The 21,639-nt window shown below is 52.2% G+C and carries 19 protein-coding genes; 6 read left to right on the forward strand and 13 right to left on the reverse strand.

Annotation, left to right across the window (positions count from 1 at the left end):
• Nucleotides 1-3 precede the first annotated feature (3 nt).
• Both mtrA and NG665_RS06980 read right to left on the reverse strand, forming a co-directional pair.
• The gene (gene mtrA / locus NG665_RS06975; protein ID WP_252672996.1) at nt 4-678 is read right to left on the reverse strand and encodes an MtrAB system response regulator MtrA; all 675 of its coding nucleotides are present in this window, start codon (nt 676-678) and stop codon (nt 4-6) included.
• A 49-nt stretch (nt 679-727) separates the two neighbouring features.
• Nucleotides 728-1,177, reverse strand: coding sequence for a DUF3499 domain-containing protein (locus tag NG665_RS06980; protein ID WP_252672997.1), 450 nt, complete (start codon nt 1,175-1,177; stop codon nt 728-730).
• 59 nt (nt 1,178-1,236) lie between these two features.
• Between NG665_RS06980 and NG665_RS06985 the strand changes: the two genes are divergently transcribed.
• Nucleotides 1,237-1,668, forward strand: coding sequence for a metallopeptidase family protein (locus NG665_RS06985; RefSeq protein ID WP_252674101.1), 432 nt, complete (start codon nt 1,237-1,239; stop codon nt 1,666-1,668).
• Here the strand turns inward: NG665_RS06985 and NG665_RS06990 are convergent.
• The 3 genes from NG665_RS06990 to NG665_RS07000 are packed head-to-tail and all read right to left on the reverse strand — an operon-like array spanning nt 1,665 to nt 6,390.
• Nucleotides 1,665-3,092 (reverse strand): DUF5719 family protein, encoded by a 1,428-nt coding sequence (locus NG665_RS06990; RefSeq protein ID WP_252672998.1) that lies wholly within the window; start codon nt 3,090-3,092, stop codon nt 1,665-1,667. The two genes, NG665_RS06985 and NG665_RS06990, sit on opposite strands and share 4 nt — an antisense overlap.
• Complete coding sequence (locus NG665_RS06995; protein WP_252672999.1) at nt 3,089-6,019, reverse strand: glycosyltransferase; 2,931 nt, start codon at nt 6,017-6,019, stop codon at nt 3,089-3,091. The genes NG665_RS06990 and NG665_RS06995 overlap by 4 nt, the downstream gene beginning before the upstream one ends.
• Before the next feature lie 23 nt (nt 6,020-6,042).
• On the reverse strand, nt 6,043-6,390 hold the full coding sequence (locus tag NG665_RS07000; protein WP_435366672.1) for a WhiB family transcriptional regulator: 348 nt from the start codon (nt 6,388-6,390) through the stop codon (nt 6,043-6,045).
• A 105-nt stretch (nt 6,391-6,495) separates the two neighbouring features.
• On the opposite strand from NG665_RS07000, the gene NG665_RS07005 reads away from it, so the two are divergent.
• The 3 genes from NG665_RS07005 to NG665_RS07015 all read left to right on the forward strand — a co-directional run bounded on the left by NG665_RS07005 (nt 6,496) and on the right by NG665_RS07015 (nt 9,818).
• Nucleotides 6,496-7,161 (forward strand): hypothetical protein, encoded by a 666-nt coding sequence (locus tag NG665_RS07005; RefSeq protein ID WP_252673000.1) that lies wholly within the window; start codon nt 6,496-6,498, stop codon nt 7,159-7,161.
• Between the two features lie 65 nt (nt 7,162-7,226).
• On the forward strand, nt 7,227-8,384 hold the full coding sequence (locus NG665_RS07010; RefSeq protein WP_252673001.1) for an LCP family protein: 1,158 nt from the start codon (nt 7,227-7,229) through the stop codon (nt 8,382-8,384).
• A 15-nt stretch (nt 8,385-8,399) separates the two neighbouring features.
• Entirely contained in the window at nt 8,400-9,818 is a 1,419-nt protein-coding gene (locus NG665_RS07015) for an LCP family protein (protein ID WP_252673002.1), read from the forward strand.
• A 49-nt stretch (nt 9,819-9,867) separates the two neighbouring features.
• Here the strand turns inward: NG665_RS07015 and NG665_RS07020 are convergent, their stop codons facing one another.
• The 3 genes from NG665_RS07020 to NG665_RS07030 all read right to left on the reverse strand — a co-directional run bounded on the left by NG665_RS07020 (nt 9,868) and on the right by NG665_RS07030 (nt 13,066).
• Complete coding sequence (locus NG665_RS07020) at nt 9,868-11,184, reverse strand: sensor histidine kinase (protein ID WP_252673003.1); 1,317 nt, start codon at nt 11,182-11,184, stop codon at nt 9,868-9,870.
• A 76-nt stretch (nt 11,185-11,260) separates the two neighbouring features.
• Nucleotides 11,261-11,941, reverse strand: coding sequence for a response regulator transcription factor (locus NG665_RS07025; protein WP_252673004.1), 681 nt, complete (start codon nt 11,939-11,941; stop codon nt 11,261-11,263).
• Between the two features lie 69 nt (nt 11,942-12,010).
• Nucleotides 12,011-13,066 (reverse strand): adenylate/guanylate cyclase domain-containing protein, encoded by a 1,056-nt coding sequence (locus NG665_RS07030; protein ID WP_252674103.1) that lies wholly within the window; start codon nt 13,064-13,066, stop codon nt 12,011-12,013.
• A 116-nt stretch (nt 13,067-13,182) separates the two neighbouring features.
• Between NG665_RS07030 and NG665_RS07035 the strand changes: the two genes are divergently transcribed.
• Nucleotides 13,183-14,847 (forward strand): DUF885 domain-containing protein, encoded by a 1,665-nt coding sequence (locus NG665_RS07035; protein ID WP_252673005.1) that lies wholly within the window; start codon nt 13,183-13,185, stop codon nt 14,845-14,847.
• Nucleotides 14,844-15,503 carry a Maf family protein gene (locus tag NG665_RS07040; protein WP_252673006.1) on the forward strand — a complete coding sequence of 220 codons (660 nt, stop codon included), beginning with the start codon at nt 14,844-14,846 and terminating at the stop codon, nt 15,501-15,503. Before NG665_RS07035 ends, NG665_RS07040 begins: the two co-directional genes overlap by 4 nt.
• A gap of 94 nt (nt 15,504-15,597) precedes the next feature.
• Here the strand turns inward: NG665_RS07040 and NG665_RS07045 are convergent, their stop codons facing one another.
• From NG665_RS07045 to typA, 5 genes are all read right to left on the reverse strand, one after another.
• A complete protein-coding gene (locus NG665_RS07045) occupies nt 15,598-16,929 on the reverse strand; it encodes a citrate synthase (protein WP_252673007.1) in 1,332 nt (443 codons plus the stop codon).
• 166 nt (nt 16,930-17,095) lie between these two features.
• The gene (fdxA, locus tag NG665_RS07050; RefSeq protein WP_252673008.1) at nt 17,096-17,419 is read right to left on the reverse strand and encodes a ferredoxin; all 324 of its coding nucleotides are present in this window, start codon (nt 17,417-17,419) and stop codon (nt 17,096-17,098) included.
• A 107-nt stretch (nt 17,420-17,526) separates the two neighbouring features.
• Nucleotides 17,527-19,206: a VanW family protein gene (locus tag NG665_RS07055; RefSeq protein WP_252673009.1), complete on the reverse strand. Its 1,680-nt coding sequence runs from the start codon at nt 19,204-19,206 to the stop codon at nt 17,527-17,529.
• A gap of 9 nt (nt 19,207-19,215) precedes the next feature.
• Nucleotides 19,216-19,605, reverse strand: coding sequence for a hypothetical protein (locus NG665_RS07060; RefSeq protein ID WP_252673010.1), 390 nt, complete (start codon nt 19,603-19,605; stop codon nt 19,216-19,218).
• A gap of 8 nt (nt 19,606-19,613) precedes the next feature.
• A complete protein-coding gene (gene typA, locus NG665_RS07065; RefSeq protein ID WP_252673011.1) occupies nt 19,614-21,539 on the reverse strand; it encodes a translational GTPase TypA in 1,926 nt (641 codons plus the stop codon).
• Nucleotides 21,540-21,639 lie beyond the last annotated feature (100 nt).

Here is a 21,639-nt window from a genome sequence, read left to right on the forward strand (position 1 = left end):
GCTTCACTCCTTAACGGCTCCAGCCCGGTAACCTACACCACGCACAGTTAATACAACATCTGGGTTTTCTGGATCATGTTCAACCTTGGCGCGCAAACGCTGGATATGAACATTAACCAACCGAGTATCAGCAGAGTGCCGGTATCCCCAGACCTGTTCGAGTAACTCTTCGCGAGAAAATACTTGGTAGGGTTTGCGCGCTAGTACCGCAAGGAGATCAAACTCGAGTGGGGTCAAATGCACCGGCTTCCCGTTGCGAGTAACCTCGTGGGCTTTGAGATCAATGCTTAAGTCGGCAACACGCAAAATTTCAGCTTCGTTTTCTTGGCGACGCAAACGCACCTTGACGCGAGCAAGTAGCACGGAGTTCTCAAAGGGTTTGGTCACGTAATCATCTGCGCCTGCTTCGAGCCCTGCAATAACATCAACTGAATCAGTTTTCGCGCTCATCATAATGATAGGAACATCGGATTCTTCACGCAGTTGGCGACAAACTGATACACCATCAAGACCAGGTAACATCACATCGAGTAGGACGAGGTCTGGTTGCTCGGCGCGAAATAATGGCAACACATTCGATCCGTTTGCGCACACAGAAACGTCATATCCTTCTGATTCTAACAAGATAGCGACCATCTCTGAGATACCCGGATCGTCATCAACTACGAGAACACGCATGTGCTTGCCTTTCTTTTATAACTACCCGATACTTTACCGGAAATTGCCGTCAAGGTTCTTCGTCAGAAACCGATGTGAGGTGATGAGCCTGCTCAGCGTCACTGCTTGCTTCATCATAGCCTTCCACAACGGATAACTGTGGGCGCGGGCGCGGGCGCGGAGTTGCCGAAATATCCATCGCAGTTCGTCGAATTTCGCGTTGAGCTGGCCGTGGTGGGGGAACATCTTTTCGTGACGCTTCTCGAATTGCGTCAGCTAACGCAGTCAAATCATCGGTGGAAGGCGCAACCGGCTCAAATTCGGTTTTGAGTCGAATCATTTGCCATCCGATAGGAACGGTTACTGACTGGGCATGATCAACACACAGATCGAACGCCCCAGGTAACGGGACTGGAGAAAGTGTTCCGATGACTGCAGTTGCTTGCTTATAGTCATAGGTCATCGTGGCGACTGCTGGATTTTTGCAGGCGCCTCGGCTACAGCGACGAATTGGACTCACATGAGCTAGTCTACATTGCTCGTCGAAATCATTCGAAGTGGCATAAACTACGTTATGTGATGACTTTGCCAAAACGTGCACATGGAAGACGACGAGACCGGCATGGACGCGGGATTCGAGGCCCGATTCTGGACCTGGATTCACCTGCGTATCGCACTCGTGCGCAAAAATTTGACGATATTTTAGCCTGGGAACTCAACGCATTTAGAACCTATCTCGGCAGTCGATTAAATCGCTATGATTTCGCAGTGATCGATGTACCTCCAACCGATCCTGCCCCGTGGGAAGACGGTATTCCTCTTGCACGTTTTCTTCCGTTTGAGCGTCCGTCAAAGATTCTTGGTCGCATCGTTTTTTATCGATTGCCGATGACTATGGCCGCACTTAGTGAAGATGATCCGCGTGCTTTTATCCACGACGTTATGGTTAGCCAGATCGCCACTGCGCTCAATATCGATCCCAATGATATTGATTTTATTGGAAAAATTTAAGGCCGAACTCGCACCGCAACAGCTTGATCATCCATTCCGTGAGCAACAAGTGGCAGATATGCCACGCCGGTTCCCTCGTTGAGGGCAGTTTTGATCTGCACATAGGCGTATGCCGGTTGTGTGCTATCAAACCAGATGTATCGAACCCGCTCGGGGATCACGATAGTTTGCGTACCGCTGATATTTTCAGTGGCGGTATAAACCTCATCGCCCGCATCATCATATCCAACCAGTACAACCTGGGTGGGTTGGGGGCTTCCTACGATTAATTGAGACTGATCCTTAACCATCGCACCGCCAGCTTCGATCGGAAGCTGGCCAGCTATCCACGCACTATCAGTTGCTTCGCCGCTAGCAACAGCGACTTTGATACTTGCGGTCAGTGGTTTCTCGCTGTCAACACCCACCGAGTAACTACCGGCAGATAACCCATCTAACGTCAAATCGAGCACCGACTGGGCTGGAAGAGTAACGCTAGGAGTTCCCGGCAGCGGTTCGACGTCGTTGCCTAAGACCGTAATATCTGCGGTGAGCTCTTCGTCATGCGGATTGACAATACGCAACGTTGCACGTTGATCCTCACTGTCCGCTCCTGGGGCGACGTTGGCAGGTTGTGTTACGACCAAGCCGGGCATGACGAGACTGGTAGCGAAGTCAGAATTAGTCACAACCGAAATACCGCGCGGGGTAAACCCATCGAGTTCATTAGTTTGAAGCGTAGCTGAAAATGGGCCTGAGTCAGAAGTAAGATGCAAGGCAAGCTGTGCTGTATCTGCAAGCAGACCGTCGAGATTCACTTCCACTTTTGCCTGCGGGGCTACCGATATTTCTGGTGAACCAGCAAAATCAACCCGGCCACGTTCCCCAAATGCTGCAACGCTCACCGTAATGGGCTGATCCCCTGGGTTTGCAACGCTGAGCACGTTGTATGTTCCCACACCAGCCTGGCTACCGACCAGCCACATAGATTGGCGAGCCCACTGGCACGGATTTATCGCCAAGCCACGCATATCTCCGCCGCCTATGCGCGCATAGGTCCCTCCCATAACTCGTTGCGTGGCAGCCTGGGTTTGGTTGATAAACACGCTCCCACTACCCTGAGCAGAGTTGAAGGTTTTCCCCGAGGCGTTAATAGTGCGCGGCGCCGAACTTTGACCTGTCTCGCCATCGACCCAGCGCCCACCGTTGACAAATATAGCGGTAGAAACATCGAGCGTTTCAGCTTGTGTTTCCACGTTGATACCTTGGGAGACTGTGCGAGCTAGTGCCCCGGTACACGTCAACGAATGAGTTTGTCCTACCGGAAGATAGCGCGCCACTGTTTGAGTTTGTGGTGATGCCTGGGGCAAGGACCATCCAAGAGCGATGGTGGCCCCTACCAATCCAATAATGGCCAGTGCGGATATGACGGGTTTTAGTTTCATAGCTGAGCTCTCCGGCGCACTCTGGGCAATGCTGCGATCAGCGCAATCAGCATTGCGCTGTATTGGCTAATTGTTAGCAGGCCGTGGACAGTATCTGAGGTTGATACCTGAAGATTTCCGTGAGCATGGGCTGGCATTGTGAATGCTTGCTGCCATGAGAGCTGGTGTGGGCTAAGGGCCTCATTATCGACTACAGCTTCCCATGTGGGCGCAAACCGCTCTGGGATTACCACTATTTGCTCGTGGTCATCTGGAAGGATCTGGCGTGTGCGCCCAACATGCGCTCGAATAATACCATCGTCGCTATCATCAACGCGCCAAAAATCACCAGATTCATGCCCGGAAACATAGGTTATATCGGAGATTGTATTAAGAGCCGCCACAAGTTGGTTACGATAGATATCTGCACCGGGCTCACCGGGACGCACTAGCACAAGGGAAATACCATGGGCACGCAGATCGCCACTAACTGACTGAGCACGCCCGGTAATATTTGCAACCGTCTGCCCCAGATGCTCAGCCGGAGTCGGATCGGAGGAACTGACACGCACACTCATGCTCGATTCAGTCAATTCGATTCCGTAGCCGCGCCAGAGTTGAGCGTCGATGCCGGTGGCGTTGGCACTTAAAGCCAAAACCTTCTCCCCGTTGCGTTGGTCTTCACTGCCCACTGCCGGCAACAGATTCTCTGAGACAGGTTCAATACTGCGTAGCTCGGCTATATTGAGTATGAAATAACTGCTTGAGCCCAGGGTGCCTATCGCGAGGATAACACTTAAAAAACCTATCGCAATATGTTTGACACCAAACGAGGATGCGCGCAACCACGAAGCTGTACCCGCAAATCCAGCAGCTACTGCCATCACCAATGATATCCACGTCAATTCTTGTCCCAAGCCCGGCCATAGATTCATGCCAGGATCGGTGATCTGAGTAGCACCCAAAGCTAGGGCTAGACCTAAAAGTGCATAAAGCCAGGCAATACGTACTCGGCCGTATCCTCGCATGCGACCTAACGCTACCAACGCCAACATAACTAGACTCACCGGCAACGCATATGCCAGTGTGGTTGTACCCGATGACCAGCCCGAAACATAGGGAGTAAGGGTTAGAACATCGCGGGCGTTACTGATCTCGTCTTGGATGATTCCTGGGCTGGTGAGGAAATATTTTATGCCGGCAAAACGCAAACCTGGCAGTTGGGCAATAACTGCTGGCAAGGGCACAAAGAGCCAGCGCCAGCGCAGTCGGTGCCCGATGAAACCGATTACGCCTACAAGTAGGGCTAGAACTGCAAATATTGGTGATGCTAGGGAGGTAATGAGCATGAAGAAGGAGAGCAGACCAGCCTCACGCACCCGGTTGCGCCACGCTCGACCAATAACATAGGCGATGCCGGTCAAACCAATATATGCCACAACTCCAGCTATTCGTCCTTGCGCCAAAGAGAGCAAGAATGGCGGGGAGAGCGTCCACACCAGTGCCAGCATCACCCGGGCCGGCCACCTTACCATGATTCGTCCCACGGCTTCGTATGCCAGCAAGGCAACGACGACGGTAGCGCAATAGAACACGATTGCTACTAGCTGCCCTAGGGTGATGTGAAGTGGCTGGAGGAGCCACAGCGCCATGGAGAGGAAAACCCAGAGCGGATCGAGTGCACCTGGATAACCGTCAGCAGAAAAAATCCAGCCTGACATCGCCTGGCGGGTGAGTTCGAATCCAGTTAGGGAGCTGGGCGCCAGACCGCCACCAGTCAATACCCCGCTAGAGGCAACTGGGAAAAATATCACGCCTGCTACCACGATTGCGACGCCGAGCGTAGCCAAACGTCCAAGACGCACCCCACGAACCAACTCCCCGCGCTCGATCAAGGTGAGCTGATCGGGAGCCTGGGCCATCAACACAGCATCGGCGTGCGCCCGGCGCGATTGGCGTTTTGCCAGCCGAATACTCCACGGTTTTTCTTCCAACGCGGCCAAAGAACGCCGCGCAGTCACGAGATCGTTGGCATAGCGTCGTCGAGATTGAATAATGGCACCAAAACGTTGTGCTAACTGCCAACCGGCACGCAATTCGGCGCGGCTATAGGCGCCTTCTTTCGCAACTAACCGCAGCACTGCGCGCCCAATAGCGCCAAGAACATAACCTAGCCACAACACTGGCATAACAAGCGCCGGAGCAGCGATCAAGGCGTTGTGTAGCTGTGCTACTCGCCGCGCAGCAAACGACGATACCAGTGAGCTCCCCAGCGATAACCGCTTATGGCGAACACGAGCTTGAGGCTGGACAACAACCCGGTATCCGGCGCTGCGCACGCGACGAGAAAACTCCAAACCGTCACCAAACGGACCCAGTGCTGGATCCAACCAGCCACAGGCTTGCCCTACCGATGTGCGCACGAGCATTCCAGCAGACCCCACCGCCAACACATCGTGGCGAGAATCTAACTGACCTTGATCAATTTCACCAGGTTCGACATCTGGAACACGGCGCGCGGAACGAGTAGCGCGGATACCAACTTCAAGTAACGTGCGCTGATGGGTATCCCAGCCGACTTGTTTCGCACCCACGATACCGATTTGCCGGGAGGCTTCGCCGGTGTGAGTCAACAGATCGAGCGCTAAACGTTCAGGGGCACTATCGGCGTGTAAAAACCATACCCACGGATCGTTGATCTCACTTTGGGCAAGCGTTGCCGCTACCGCAGCGCCATACGTAGGTTGACTACCAATAACGACGACGTGGGCGTGCGGATAATCTTGGTGTACCTGGCCAACGTGGGCTTCGCGTTCGACGCCGACAATTACTTGGGCGGGCAGATAGGATTGGTCTGCCACCGCCCGGAGGGTCTCGCGTGCACTGCTAAAGTCGTAGTCTTGCGAAATAATAAGCGCAGTAACTTGATCGCGGCGTATCTCCTGCATAGGCATATCTCGTCGCTATCGCGCTACCCGTGCAAATTCCGGGCAACCTTCCGTTCGCGAGCCATACGCTTGCGATCATTATCTGAGGTTCCACCCCAAATACCGTGCCGGATATCGTGGGAGACGGCATACTCTAAACATTGAGCACGCACCGAACAACCGGCGCATACTGAGGTCGCGGGCGCGGTAGATCCGCCTTTTTCGGGATAAAAGATATCTGGATCGGTTTGAGCACATAGTGCTTCTTCCATCCAGCTGAGGTCTTCAGCAACTAAAGTGCCGTATCCTAGGTTAAAGATACCCTGCATGAGGGTCTGAGCATGAGCCGCATCGGACTGATTACCGGTTGCTTGTGCCTCTAGATCCCGCATACAACTATCCCTTCAAAAATAACGTGCTATGTAAATTACACGCGTGTCATACCCCAAAAGTCAAGGCGATAGGGCAAACTGCCCTCTAGCATCGGAAATAATCACATGAAGCGAGCAAAGATGTCTCATACTCCAGCAGATCTCATCTCAGCACTCCTGACTCGAGCAACCATGCCCGCACTGGTCTGGTATGGAAAATCAGAGCGAATTGAACTCTCTGGCAAAGTCGTAGCTATGCATATATCTAAACTCGTTGGCTATCTTTTAAATGACTTGGCAGTGAGCGAAGATACTCGCCTCGTCATCGATTTGCCGATCCACTGGAAAACACTTCTCTGGCAGCTAGCTGGTTATGCCAGTGGCTGCCAAGTCAGCTCCGCGGGCACCGATTTATCTTGGGAAGATATTGTTGTAACGAACGCTCCTACAGATTCACCGGGTCAAGGAGTACATCTGGCGTTGAATCTGGACTCGTTGGCACTGTCGTGGAACGGTTCGTTGCCCGCCGGGTACGACGACGCTACCGCAGCTCCAATGCGCTTTGCCGACACAATCGATACCAGTATTCTCAGCTCCACTCCACTGCCCGCCGTCGTCCCACCTGAGCACGCCACGCGCGCCCTGGCAGTTCTACCACGCGATATTCACACGCTATGTTCGGAGTTCATCGGGGCTGCAGTAACGAATCGCAATCTGGTGATAATAACCCTAGAACAAGACATTGAGACCATTCTTGCAGCCGAAAATGCATCCATGTGGGATACAATATGAACACTTAATTGTTTATCGAACATTCAACAGCATCGAACGTGAATAAAACGAAGTAGGACAAGAGCGTGAAACCTTCGAGCGAGACTTCCACCCTCCCCAAAAGATCAGCTACCCATCAGCGAAAGATAGGCCCGTGGCGCAATCGCCTACGCATTTTCTTCACCGCTGTACTGGCACTGACACTGTGTGGTGGAACCGCGGTAGCTACGATGCTTCACCAGCTCCAAAGCTCTATCAAGCAACATGATGTCTCTGCGCTGATATCGCAAAAAGATCGCCCAGTAGAAAACCAAGCTCCGCTGGATCAAAAAGCTGGAAAGTCCCTCAACATTTTGCTCTTGGGAGCAGATCTTGCCGATGGCGGCCTCCAACGTTCCGATACGACGATGATCGTCCACATTTCAGCAAATAGAGAACGCATCGATGTGGTCTCGATCCCGCGCGATACTCTCGTCGATATTCCCCCGTGCGTCATGGGCAACGGGGAATCATCATTTTGGCAATACGACACCATTTTTAATGCCGCCTTTGCCACCGGCGGTAATTTCGATGGCAATGTGGCACAATCTGCCGCATGTACGATGAAAACAGTTGAAGAACTCACCGGTATCTACATCGACGGGTTTGCCGTCTTAGACTTTGACTCATTCCGCGACGTCGTCAATACGATCGGCGGCATCGACATGTGTTTCAACGAAGATATTGACGATCCATATTCCGGCATCAGTCTCACTGCCGGTTGCCATCACCTCGATGGCACTCAGGCACTTGGTATTGCACGGGCCCGCTATTCCATTGGTGATGGCTCCGATATCGGCCGTATTTCACGCCAACACCAAGTCGTTACCGCGATAGCTAAAAAGACGTTCTCCCTCAACGTCTTTACCGATATCCCCACGCTCTACGGTATTTTGAAGAATGTAACCAGCCACATGGATTTATCTGATGGGCTTGGTGATATCCAATGGCTAGGCGGACTGTCCTATTCGATGCGCAATATTAACCCTGACGAAATCAATTTCGTTACCATGCCTTTCGAATATGAGGGGCCTCGCGTACGCCCTGCCGCAAGTGCTACAGCTGTGTGGGAAGCACTCATTAACGATGCCCCCATCCCGGCACAAACTCCAGCAGCTGACGCCGGCCCAGATGTTGTTCACAGTGTAACGCCAGAACAACTCCAAGAATTTAAAGACAATCTCGGTGCTGGACTGACACAATAACCGTTAGGATTTCTGGTGACTCAACCTCCATCTTTCCAACCGCGTAACCGCCCACCTCGGCCATCGGCTCAAGGTGCGCGTAGAGTTGGGCGATCTAAGGACCAACCTTCGGCTTCAGCTTCTGGCGAGTCGCGCCCAGGTGCGCGCTCACCTCACGATCAGCCACCTGCACGCTCTAGGTCGGCAGCACCTGCGGGGCGCGCCCCACGCGGCCCAATTCGACGTTCGGCTTTTTCTCCAGACCAATCGCGCACACAACAGCCACAATCTCCACAACAATCCCATTCCACACCTGCCTCACCAGAGCCTATTGCACCGTCGATTCCCCCGCGACGCCGCGCTCAACGCCCTCCGGCGAGCTCGCCGCAATCCTATGCGCCAGCCCGAGAGGCTAGCTCTGGCCCACATGCCCATACTTCTCGCCCCCCACAACAGATCCACCCTGGCCAAGCCAGCCACACTCCAGGAAACGGATCTGGGCATCCGCGTCGGCGCCGCGGTTGGCGATTCTATGCAGCCGGTAGCGCCGTAACTCTTCTAGTGATATTGGTTGTGAGCATCGGCTGGGTCTACTATCTCTACGCCCTTGGTAATTCGAATATCGCGCGCGTGCAAGCCTTAACTGATCGGCCTAGCACTGCCGGCACAACCTATCTCATCGTCGGCTCCGATGAACGCGGCGGCGTTGTTTCTGATCCCACTGAGGGCCAGCGCGCCGATACCATCATGGTTTTGCATGTACCAGATTCTGGAAAAACATCGCTGATCTCAATACCGCGAGACGCTTTAGTTGATTATCCAGATGGCTCTTCAGGGAAAATCAACGCCGCCTTTAGCCTCGGCGGGCCGCAATCGCTGGTTGCCACAGTAGAAAACCTCAGCGATCTAACGATTGATCACTATGTACAGATCGGGATGGACGGGGTTAAGCAACTTACCGATGCGGTTGGCGGGGTTAATCTTTGCCTCGATTACGACGTCAATGACCCATACTCAACGCTACAATGGCAAGCTGGCTGTCACGACGTCGATGGCACCACGGCGCTAGCGTTTTCTCGAATGCGCTACCAAGATCCGCTCGGCGATATTGGGCGCGCTACTCGCCAACGCCAAGTTGTCTCCAAGATTATTAGTAAAGCCGCCTCGACGTCGACGTTTATTAATCCTGGTCAGCAACATCACCTCGTCGAAGCTGCCAGCAGCGTGCTGACTACCGATGACTCCGATTCCCTGTTCGATGTGGCATGGGCCGGCTTGGCGCTGCGTGACGCGCTAGGAACAGAAGGAGTTATGGGAGCCCCACCGATTAGTTCATTGAACTATATCGGCTACGATGGCGCCTCCTACGTCTTGTTCGACGAAGATGCCATCGATAGCTTCTGGGCTCAGGTTCGTGACGGGAGCGTGACGAAGGATTCGTTCGCATCCTTCTAAATATCGTTTCTAGGCAGTGCGCATCTAGGCGATGCTTTTGCCCGTAGCACTATCTGCGCCGGCGCCGCGAGGCTAACGAAATTACTGCACCTTTGGGTACCACATGTGCTGGATTGAGCTGATCGGGAACTGCGGGCAAGGTGAGAGTAAATTCGGCTGGTTGGCGCATCGTTAATTCCAGTCGTCCCCCATTACTCGAAGCTAACTGGCGTGCTACTGCTAACCCAATACCGGTTGATCCTACTCCAGAAACCCCTTTTTGGAAGATAGTATCGCCAAGTTCATCGGGCACTCCAGCGCCTTCGTCGCGGATGCGAATATTCATCATCCGGCCTGATTTCGTGGGGGTGATCGTCGTCGTCCCAGCTCCGTGCTTGAGCGAGTTTTCCAGCAATGTGGCAATGATTTGAGATAGCGCTCCGGGGGTTGCGCGAACAAAATCGTAATCGCCGGGTGCTAGGACGAGTTCGCGATTCGCGTTGTGGAAGACGCTACTCCACTCGTTGTATTGTTGCTCGCAAATTTCTTTAAGCCAGACAGCTTCGACTCCTGGTGCTTCGTCAGATACCGAGGTGCGCATGAGTTCCTGGACAACTCCACTGAGCCGGTCTATTTGTTCGAGCGCTAACGTAGCTTCGTCACGCACTTGGTCATCGTCGGCTAAAAACTGGATTTCTTCTATCCGCATGGATAATGCGGTAAGAGGGGTGCGTAATTGGTGTGCGGCATCGGCAGCGAACTGACGTTCGGCAGCGATTCGCCCGGCCATTCGGTTCGCAGTTCGCTCTAATTCTTGATAGACGAGATCGATTTCTTCAATTCCGGATGGATCCATGTGCGGCCGCACGCGCCCGGCACCTATTTGCTCGGCCGTGGCAGCTAGGAGGACGAGTGGTTCGGACAAGGTTCGTGCGCGACGTTGCGCAACCAGACCACCCACGCCGTATGCTAAAACAACTAAGACGACCGCTGCGCCACCAAGTTTGAAGATATTTCCTAAGGCGGCATACTTTGGTGCAGATATTGTTACCAGGGTGCCTTTCGGGGAAAAGCGGCGGATCTCGAACCGTAGCGGAGCTAGCGAGTTGGTTGATTCGAAGGTTTGCCCGTTTGTATAGGCTACCGATATATGAACTTCGGATAGGCGTGAGGATTCGGCTAACGAATCGAGTAGATTGGGCCAGACCTTCGCGTTGTTTTGTTCTAAGCGCCCGATGATCTCAACAACTGTTTGCGACCGGAGTTCAATACTGTTTTGGGCGTCGCGCCAAATGAGGAAACTACCTAGGAGCACTCCTGGGATAGCGAGAAAAAGTACCGCAACAGCTACAACTACTCTCATCAATGCAAGTGCGCGTTGTCGCATCTAATACCTTCTTCAGTTCCGGTTAGCGCTCATGGCGGGCTAGATCTCAGGCGTTAAGTAGCTGGTAGTTTACTTTTTACTCGACTTCGAAACGGAATCCCATGCCGCGTACGGTGGAAATATAGTGCGGCTCAGCAACGTCTTCACCAAGTTTGCGGCGCAACCACGATATATGCATATCGAGTTTCTTCGTTGAGGTTTCGACGTCCTTACCCCACATGGTTGACATGAGTTTTTCGCGTGATACTACCGATCCGGCAGAGCGCAAGAGAATGGTGAGAAGTTCGAATTCTTTACCGGTTAGCTGCAGCTCCTCATCTCCTAGATAGGCTCGGTGGGCGCCTAAATCTATCGAGACATCTTGGGCTTTCAACATCCCCGCGGGTTCTTCTTGAGGCGAAGTGCGTCGCAACAAGGCGCGAACGCGGGCTAAAAGTTCAGCAAGGCGGAATGGTTTCGTTACGTAATCATCTGCGCCGGCATCTAAACCAACAACCATATCTACTTCTTCGGCGCGCGCGGTCAGGATCAAAATCGGGAAAATTTCTCCGCTCGTGCGTGCAGCGCGAGCCACATCGAGGCCATCCATATCTGGCAGTCCTAGGTCCAAAACCATGAGGTCAATAGCAGATGAGATTTGATCGATAGCTGCTTGCCCGTTATCCACGGCAGTGACGTCATATCCTTCGCGCATAAAAGCTCGAACCAATGGGGCTGAGATCGCCGCATCATCTTCAACAATAAGTACTCTAGTCATTTTCATTTCTCGTTTCATAAGTTTTTAGCTAAATTTGGCGAACTACTACTTTCCATAGTAAAGGAATATTCAGCTTTGTGGTGATTGAGAGTCAAAATACCCCTCAACAAATAATTGCGCGGCGTCTATACTACCAATTCCTTGCAAATCGGGAGAACCGAACGGCTCTATCCGATAGGCTTGCTCATCAACTTTCTTCAATGCCTCAGCGGTGGAGCGATCAACGAGGATCCCGCCAACTGGAGCCACTGAGCATAATCGTGAGGCAAGATTTACTTTGGGGCCAAATACATCCCCGAAGCGAGAGACTAAACCTCCCCATACCAACGATGCGCGCACCTGCGGCATTCCAGGAGTCTTATGGAGAGCTTGGACAATTTCGGCAACAACAGTAGCGCCAATACGCAAATCATCGGCGATATACAACACTGCATCTCCGACGGTTTTAACTACCCGCGCTCCGTATGAAGAAATCACATCGCGAGAAGTGAACTCGAACGTCTGAATAAAATCGACCAACTGATGGGGTGAAAGTTCACCGGAACGTTGTGTAAATGAGACTAGGTCAACAAATCCCACGGCACGCATGAGAGGCATAGCGTCTGCTCCGTTATAAGACATGCCTTCGAGTTCGACTTCGGTTCTGCGCAAGAATGCCGCCAAATGCCGCCGCCACGCATACTTGGTTTGATAGACCAAGAATTGCTCGTAATCTTGAATGTGGTCAAGGACCCAATAGCGCGCCGAGACTTCGTCTAGCCCGAATCGGTTTTCTGCTTCCTCAACGAGTGCCTCATACTGCCATAGCACTATTCGATCAGCGAGGTGAGACTGGGCTCGGATGAGTGAGTTTTGGGTATCTTCATCCATCTTCCCACGCTCGATAAAGTCTTGGTGGGCTCGCATGACGTCAATATCATATTCGGTAAACAGCAGTGAATCGGCGTTATTGATGTACGGAAATCCCATTGCGCGCCAAAATCGGCGCACGGAATCGACATCCATCCCAGCTAACTCCGCTGCTTGGCGCACTGCGTATTTCGGTGCACCACCAAGTAACCGTCGGGCATGTTTCTCGACGGTGGTAAGTTCATTTTCCCCTTGAGAATCTGGTGTGTTTTGCATCACATCCACTACTCTAGCAATTAATTCTGACTTTTAGAAGAGTTTTTCCAAAAATAGTACAACCACATTAGGTTACTACTATTTTCTTAGGCGCGGGTGACGGTAGACTAGAGACCATGACACGAGAACTTTCACATATTGACCATCTAGCCAACACTTACAGCCAAAAAATACTTGACCACTCCCCAGAATCGGTAACATCTTTAGGCTTACCTGGCGCTGATGAATCAACCTACTCCGACTACTCCCCACAAGGATTGGAACAGATAGCTGATCTGCAACGCTCCACGCTGAACGAACTTAGCCAGCTCGACCCCGTCGACGACGTCGATCGCGTAACCATCGCTGCCATGCGCGAGCGCATCGGCCTGGATTTAGAATTACATGAGGCGCACGAATTTGGCGACATCAACAATATCGCCACCCCGCTACAAGGTATCGCAGAAATTTACGATCTGATGCCCAGCGCTACCGAAGCCGATTGGGAACTTATTACTGCCCGACTTCGTAACGTTCCCCAGGCTCTAAAGGGTTGGCAAGAAACCCTGGCATTGCGCACCCAAACCGGTCCCGCACATGCACGCCGGCAAATCGAGTTAGCCATCGCAGAAGCTGAAGCTGTGGCAGGGCAATCTTCTGCCCTCGCCCGTCTTGGAGAGCGCGGCGCCCAGGCCGTTCCGCACTTGGCCGAACAACTCACCGCAGCTTCTACAGCCGCACGTCAGGCCTACAGTGAACTTTCACAATTCTTAGCAACCCACATCGCCCCTCATGGTGTAGCCGAGGATGCTTTTGGTCGCGAGCGCTACGAACGGCGTATCCGCCAGTTCGTAGGCGCACAACTTGATCTTGATGAAACCTATGAGTGGGGTGTGGCAGAATTAGCGCGCATCGTCGCAGAACAAACCGCTATCGCCGCTCAGCTCTACGGCCCCGGTGTGAGCGTGACCGAAGCTATGGAACGGCTCAATAACGATCCGGCACGTCAACTCCACGGCACAGACGCTCTCCAAGAGTGGATGCAAACCACCTCTGACCAAGCCGTAGCAGATCTCAGCGATACCCACTTTGATATTCCAACGCCGATGAAGACGATCGAGTGCATGATCGCACCTTCTGGCACTGGAGCAATCTACTACACTGGACCTTCTGACGATTTCTCCCGGCCTGGACGCATGTGGTGGTCGGTGCCAGCAGGTACTGAAACATTTACCACCTGGCAGGAAAAAACAACCGTCTACCATGAAGGAGTTCCCGGCCACCACTTGCAAGTTGGATACACCACCTACTTGCGCGAACAACTCAATATGTGGCGTCGGAACTTCTGCTGGGTTTCTGGGCACGGAGAAGGCTGGGCCTTGTACGCCGAAGGTCTCATGCGTGAACTCGGATACATGGATGAACCCGGAGACTATATGGGGGTTCTTGACGCCGAACGGCTACGCGCCTCACGCGTCGTCCTCGATATTGGGGTTCATCTCCAAAAGCCCGCACCCGCCCAATACCACCACATTAGCCCGGTGTGGAACCGCGATGTAGCGTGGCAATTCCTCCAAGATAACGTTGCTATGGATCGATCTTTCTTGACCTTCGAACTCAACCGTTATCTAGGATGGGCTGGCCAGGCCCCGTCCTACAAGATCGGACACCGGATGTGGAAAGAACTGCGCCGCGAGGCGGAACAACGTCACGGCTCAGCATTTAGCCTCAAAGATTGGCATACTCAGGCACTGTCCTTAGGATCGGTGGGTCTCGATGTTTTGCGCGAGGCGCTAGCATGAGAACTCTTCTCCTGGGTTCAGCTTCACCTGCTCGCAAGCAAACTCTGATAAATGCCGGGATTATTCCGCACGTCATGGTTGCAGATCTAGATGAAGAAGCATTAATTGAGGAGTATCGTAGCGCTCACCGCGAACTTTCAACGCGCGAGCTAGCCATCGCACAAGTCCAACTGCTTGCCAAGGCTAAAGCACACCAGATCTTCACAACTGCCAGCGAACTAGATCAAGCTAGTGATGTGATCGTGGGCTGTGATTCAATGCTTGAAATCGATGGCACAATCGTTGGCAAACCGCATACGCCTTCTATTGCCCGCCAGCGGCTGCGAGCTATGAGCGGCAACGTTGGTTACCTCCACACCGGCCACTGCGTGATAGATACACACACCGGCACAAGCGTGACGGGTGTATCTACGGCAACAGTACATATCGCGCATCTATCTGATGCTGATATTGAGGCATACATTGCCACCGGTGAACCCCTCCATGTGGCTGGCTCATTCACAGTTGATGGTTTTGGCGGGCCATTCATTGAGCGTATCGAAGGTGACTACCACGGCATCGTTGGTATTTCGCTACCACTTTTACGTTCCTTGCTAACAGAACTAGGATATTCCATCACCGAATTCTGGCACCTGCCTGAAAAATCTGCCCGATAATTCTCCGGCTATCTACCAAAATGTAGGGCCCAGACAACAATTGTCTGGGCCCTAGATTTTGCACTACGACTAGGGTTAGGATCCTAAGCCCAGGCTAGACTTGGTAATCGATTGGCTCCCGGAACCCGGAATAGGTTTTGGAACGCTCATTGAGTGCCACCCAATCACGCTCGCCAGCACCAATATAGACTTGGCGTGGTCGGCCGATGCGTTGCGTTGGATCATCAACAAGCTCATGGTATTGCGCAATCCATCCCGGCAACCGCCCCAAAGCAAACAGCGGCGTAAACATCTTCGTTGGAAAGCCCATCGCCTTGTAAATCAGCCCGGTATAGAAATCAACATTTGGATACAGATTACGTGAAACGAAATACTCATCTTGCAACGCTATCTGTTCAAGCTCACGTGCCATATCGAACAATTCCTCATCGCCATACAAGGCTCCCAGAATCTCATCGGCTAACTCTTTAACGATCTTGGCTCGAGGATCATAGTTCTTATACACGCGATGGCCAAATCCCATCAGTTTGACATTGTTCTTCTTGTCCTTAACCTGATTGACGAAGTCCTTAATCGGAGTTCCGGTTTCGCGCAGATGGTCAAGCATAGACAACACCGCCTCATTTGCTCCGCCATGCAACGGGCCAGATAGCGCCCCAACTCCGGCCGCAACCGAAGCATAAATATTGGCGTGCGCTGAACCAACCAAACGCACGGTCGACGTCGAACAATTCTGTTCGTGATCGGCATGCAAAATAAACAACTTATCTAGTGCGTTGACGATGGTCGGATCCACGTCGTGGTTTTGATAGGGCAAGGCGAACGTCATCCGAATAAAATCTTCAGTGTAGGACTTCGATGAATCTGGGTACAACAATGGTAGTCCGGTAGCACGCTTCGAAATATAGGCGATCATCGTCGGCAGTTTCGCTAACAGCAACACCGATGCGAGATTGCGTTGTTCTTTATCTTGCGGATCGAGCGTATCTTCATAATATGTTCCCAAGCCAGCAACCCCAGCTTGAAGAATAGACATCGGATGACCAGATGAAGGAAAGGCAGTAAAGAAAGACCGGAAATCCTCGTGCAACAACGTGTGGCGTTTAATCCGGCGCGTGAATTTCGATAACGAATTAACGTCAGGTAGCTGACCATAAATCAACAGATAAGCTACCTCGAGGAAGGAACAATTAGCTGCTAGTTGTTCGATTGGATAACCGCGATATCGCAAAATACCGGCTTCACCATCGATATAGGTGATCTCCGATGCGCACGACGCGGTATTAGTAAACCCCGGATCTAACGTTACTGTTCCGGTGGTTGACAGGAGGGAATTGATTTTAAAGCCATCATTTCCAGACACTGCACGGACACGTTCGAGTTCAAGATCGTGACCATCCACACTCAAGCGGGCGTTGTTAGGCATAATGCGTCTCCTTCGCTATCTTCTTACCATTCATCATTGAAACGGTAGGATATAGACCACATTACAACATATTGAGCGAGATGTTTTGATATTGAGATAACTTCGGGGTAAAAAGATCCCTAGGCCAGTGCGCTCATCTGCGCAAGAACCTAGGGATCTTCACTGATTAATCGTTGACGCCTTCAGGTAAATCGGCAATGATCGGATGATCTTTTGCAATCGGCCCTAACTTAGTGGCACCACCTGGGGAGCCCAAGTCATCGAAGAACTCCACATTCGCCCGATAGTATTCACTCCACTCTGCTGGCAAATCATCTTCGTAATAGATCGCCTCAGTCGGACACACTGGTTCACATGCACCACAATCAACGCATTCGTCTGGATGGATATATAACGTGCGCTCACCTTCATAGATGCAATCAACCGGACATTCATCAACGCATGCCCGATCTTTAACATCTACACATGGCAATGCGATTACGTACGTCATGAGTTCCTCTTTCTATTCGTAGGCTGGTTCAATTATCTGCCTTGGGAGTGCATTTTGCCAATGGGCAATAGTCCCGCTCGCGATGGGAAAGCCAGCGAAGTCGCCAATTACTGGCACTGGACTTGCGGAAGCGTTTCATAGTTCACAGTATGCCGAGAGTCTTCAACTACCTCGCCGTGAAGCGATACGGTACGACCGACGTCGACGGAGAATCCATCCTTCGAATACGACGAGGGCTCACAATCTGGTGCCGGATTAATCTCGGTTCCTGCTTTAACAAAACCATAAGGTTGGCCCTGGTGGATCTGCACATCGAAGTGCTTTGTGGACCACAGTCGTGTGGTGAGCTGGGACCCAGAAACAAAGGATTCAACCACCACACCATAGGGGATGGTGTTCTTCCATTTCACGAAGATCTGATCATACCAAATCGTTGATTCGAGCCCGCGCGGATAGCGATCATAGTAGACCGAGTGCGGTTGATGCGCCACATCTTCTAGCCCAGCTCGATACCCCACATTGAACACATTCGTTGCCAGCTGAGACAATCCGCCGCCTAGTGCCGTGGAAGGAAAACCATCAACAAGCACCCCTGAGGAGACAAATCCGCGCGATTCTTCCAACGGGCCGAGTGCAGTTTGCAAATCGAATGTTTCTCCCGGACGAACCAACGTATTTGTTACGTATCGTGAGCCGACGATCAGGTTCGTGGTACGAACTTGATCGGCAGTTAACGGCGTTGATATCTCTGAAACTACTTCCTTAATACCTAAGCTTTCGACGTCGGTAGTCGAAAGTTGCGCTTTAACTGCTTGGATTGGCACAACAACAGTTCGATTCTTCGTTTCAACGACGGCGGTGAGTCGCTTGGTAAACTCGCCAAGATCCACCCCTTCGCCATCTTGGGAGGGCTGGATATGGACGGCAGAGTTTTCAATAGTGACACTCGCATCTCGTGCCTGTGGCAAGACGCCAGGCAAGTTCGCCTCGATCAGGGCATTGAGCTTGTCGTTATTGACTACGATGGCAAATGCATCGCTTCGATTTTCAACAGTGAGAAGATCGGCAAGTTCTGGTCCGGAGACCTCGATATGGTGTTCTTTGACGTCGAGCGAAATAGGTTGGTCTACCAAAGGAGTTAGGAGATCGCGGGCGAAATTCTGCGCATCCTCAGTAGTTAACTGCGGGGCTTGTTTCACCGATGGCAACACGATAACATCCGTGCCCGATAGCCACTGGTCAAGGAGTATGTCACCAGCTGATTCGGTGTCTAGTTGCAGGCCAGTACGTGATTCTACGATGTCTACTTGTGTTCCGGTCAGGGAAATAGTAGCGTCCGTAGCTGCTTGGGCGGTTTGTTCGGCCAAGGCAGTTAGAGCTTGGTCAAGTGCTGGCTGGGAGACCTGCACAATTGCTTTATCATTGTTACCGCCGACGATATCGCGCCATAGTCGCACCGGGTTTAGTGAAAAACCAGTGTATTTTCCCAATGTTGCCTCATAGTCGATGCTTAAAGATAGCGGCGCGGGATCAATTGACATCGCTTCGGAGTCAATTTCTCGTATCGCGACGCTACGCGGCTGGGCCAGCAACGGTTCGAGCTGGGAGCTGAGCTTATCCCGGGCTTGGTCTTGGGTCAGTCCAGAGACATCAACACCAGAGATCTTTGTGTTGTTCGGGATATAGCCGGATAACGAGTAGGCTATACCAAGATAGAGCACAATGAACAGCACACCTAAACCCGGAAGAAATACTCGGGGCGACGTCAAAGCTAGTTTTCGTTGCATCAGTGCTACTCATTCCTCGTTTCGTGGTTCGCCTACGGTGCCAACCTGGCTCGCCGGCATAGCTGAGCGCGAAGAGATTTTTTCAATAAGAGGCGCGGTGATCAACGCGAGTGGAAGCAGTACCAACCACACATGGGTTGCCCACTGGTGATCGGTATATAGGGCAGTATCTGCAGAGCCGAAGAAGAGTAGCCAAATAGTAACTCCCAACGTGCTCAGCGCGTAAAAAACCCAACCAAGCACACCAGCTAGTCTGCTCACCAGCCAGGAACCACACGCAACCAGAGCACTTGCGATCACCAGTCCTATCCACGGTTGATCGAGCGGCCCGGAATAGGCCACCAGCGAAAGAGTCCCGGAAATCAGGCCAAGAACAATGCCAGCAAATATGCCCATCATCGTCGATATTAGTTTCCGTTAGAGCGCTTGCGTCGAGCTGCTTGGCGTAGACGTTCTGTTGTACTCAAAATGACTTTGCGTACCCGTACCACTTCAGGTGTAACCTCGATGCACTCATCTTCAGCAGCGAACTCGATACATTCTTCGAGAGTGAGCTTACGGCGTGCTTGCAAGGATTCGAATACGTCGGCGTTCGCAGAACGCATGTTCGTCATTTCTTTAGCTTTAACGACGTTGACTTCCATATCTTCGTTGCGGGAATTCTCACCAACGATTTGTCCTTCGTAGGTTTCCTCACCTGGATCTACAAAGAATGTGCCACGATCTTCGAGGCGTTGCAATGAGAACGCAGTTACCTGGCCGGATCGATCCGAAACAAGAGAGCCAGTGTTGCGCGACTCGATTTCGCCAGCCCAGGGCGCATAACCTTCCGAGATTGACGCTGCGATACCGGTGCCACGAGTCTGGGTCAAGAATTGGGTACGGAAACCGATCATGCCCCGAGAAGGCAGAACGAACTCCATTCGGACCCAGCCACTTCCATGATTGGACATCGTTTCCATCTGGCCTTTGCGGGCTGCCATGAGCTGGGTAACGGCACCAAGATGCTCTTCGGGGACGTCGATAGTTGCGCGCTCCCAAGGTTCGTGGACAACGCCGTCGATAATACGCTTGACGACTTGTGGCTTTCCAACCGTAAGTTCAAATCCTTCGCGGCGCATAGTCTCAACGAGGATTGCGAGGGCAAGTTCGCCACGATCTTGAACTTCCCAAGCATCTGGGCGATCGGTAGGAAGCACTCGAATAGAGACGTTACCAACGAGTTCTTGAGCTAGGCGATCGCGAACTTGACGGGCGGTGAGTTTATGACCCTTGATCTTGCCCGCTAACGGCGAGGTATTGATACCAATGGTCATAGAAATTGCCGGATCGTCAATGTGGATACGTGGCTTTGGACGCGGATCGTCAAGATCGACGAGGGTTTGACCAATCATAATATTTGGCATACCTGCAACTGCGACGATATCGCCTGGACCAGCCACGGTTGCCGGTACCCTATCTAAACCTTGAGTACGCAACAGCTCAGTGATATGAACGCGTTCGATATCTGAATCTGGGCCGTTAGCTAAGCCCACCCAGGCGCCTTTCTTCAACTCACCTGAATAGACGCGCACGAGCGCTAAGCGTCCCAGGAAAGGCGAGGCGTCAAGGTTGGTAACTTGTGCAACCAAAGGAGCATCTGCTTCATAGGTGGGGGCTGGGATGTGTTCCAAGATTGCCCGGAACAGTGGCTCTAAATTCTCGTTGGCTGGAACTTGACCATCAGCTGGCTGAACTGTGTCTGCTCGTCCTGCTTTCGCTGCGGCATATATAACTGGAATATCCATTAAGCGCTCTAGGTCAAGATCGACCTCGTCGATATCGGCTGCTAGGTTCAAGAGCAAATCTTGAGCTTCTTCAACAACTTCGGAAATGCGCGCATCGGGTCGATCGACTTTGTTGATCACAGTGATCACTGGCAAATTAGCCTCTAGGGCTTTGCGCAGCACAAAACGCGTTTGCGGCAACGGACCTTCGGAAGCATCGACGAGGAGAACCACGCCGTCAACCATTGACAGCCCGCGTTCGACTTCGCCAGAAAAATCGGCGTGGCCGGGGGTGTCGATGACGTTAATAATGACCCCTTCTGGTGCACCGAACTCAGCTGCCGATGGGCCGTGGTAGGTGATGGCAGTATTTTTAGCGAGAATGGTGATTCCCTTTTCACGCTCCAAATCGCCTGAGTCCATAACACGCTCGCCAGTTTTTTCAACAGTTGCGCGCGCGTCAAATGCGCCGCCTTGCCATAACATGCCGTCCACGAGAGTGGTCTTGCCGTGATCGACGTGTGCAACAATAGCAACATTTCGCAGATCAGCGCGTACTTGAGTCATAAAGGTCCCTTATCAAAAAATTAGTTAGATAGTCCAAGTTTACGCTGAATTCAGACCATACTTCGTCTAAAATCCAAGAAATGCGAGCGATCGAACAACC

Source organism: Arcanobacterium pinnipediorum (genome assembly GCF_023973165.1).
Taxonomy (GTDB): Bacteria; Actinomycetota; Actinomycetes; order Actinomycetales; family Actinomycetaceae; genus Arcanobacterium; species Arcanobacterium pinnipediorum.

Coding starts and splice junctions, on each gene's coding strand:
- NG665_RS06985 (WP_252674101.1), top strand. CDS start 1,237: ATGACTTTGCCAAAACGTGCACATGGAAGACGACGAGACCGGCATGGA.
- typA (WP_252673011.1), bottom strand. CDS start 21,539: ATGACTCAAGTACGCGCTGATCTGCGAAATGTTGCTATTGTTGCACAC.
- NG665_RS07055 (WP_252673009.1), bottom strand. CDS start 19,206: ATGCAACGAAAACTAGCTTTGACGTCGCCCCGAGTATTTCTTCCGGGT.
- NG665_RS06995 (WP_252672999.1), bottom strand. CDS start 6,019: ATGCAGGAGATACGCCGCGATCAAGTTACTGCGCTTATTATTTCGCAA.
- NG665_RS06990 (WP_252672998.1), bottom strand. CDS start 3,092: ATGAAACTAAAACCCGTCATATCCGCACTGGCCATTATTGGATTGGTA.
- NG665_RS07025 (WP_252673004.1), bottom strand. CDS start 11,941: ATGACTAGAGTACTTATTGTTGAAGATGATGCGGCGATCTCAGCCCCA.
- fdxA (WP_252673008.1), bottom strand. CDS start 17,419: ATGACGTACGTAATCGCATTGCCATGTGTAGATGTTAAAGATCGGGCA.
- mtrA (WP_252672996.1), bottom strand. CDS start 678: ATGCGTGTTCTCGTAGTTGATGACGATCCGGGTATCTCAGAGATGGTC.
- NG665_RS07045 (WP_252673007.1), bottom strand. CDS start 16,929: ATGCCTAACAACGCCCGCTTGAGTGTGGATGGTCACGATCTTGAACTC.
- NG665_RS07040 (WP_252673006.1), top strand. CDS start 14,844: ATGAGAACTCTTCTCCTGGGTTCAGCTTCACCTGCTCGCAAGCAAACT.
- NG665_RS07005 (WP_252673000.1), top strand. CDS start 6,496: ATGAAGCGAGCAAAGATGTCTCATACTCCAGCAGATCTCATCTCAGCA.
- NG665_RS07000 (WP_435366672.1), bottom strand. CDS start 6,390: ATGCGGGATCTAGAGGCACAAGCAACCGGTAATCAGTCCGATGCGGCT.
- NG665_RS07030 (WP_252674103.1), bottom strand. CDS start 13,066: ATGCAAAACACACCAGATTCTCAAGGGGAAAATGAACTTACCACCGTC.
- NG665_RS07060 (WP_252673010.1), bottom strand. CDS start 19,605: ATGATGGGCATATTTGCTGGCATTGTTCTTGGCCTGATTTCCGGGACT.
- NG665_RS07020 (WP_252673003.1), bottom strand. CDS start 11,184: ATGCGACAACGCGCACTTGCATTGATGAGAGTAGTTGTAGCTGTTGCG.
- NG665_RS07035 (WP_252673005.1), top strand. CDS start 13,183: ATGACACGAGAACTTTCACATATTGACCATCTAGCCAACACTTACAGC.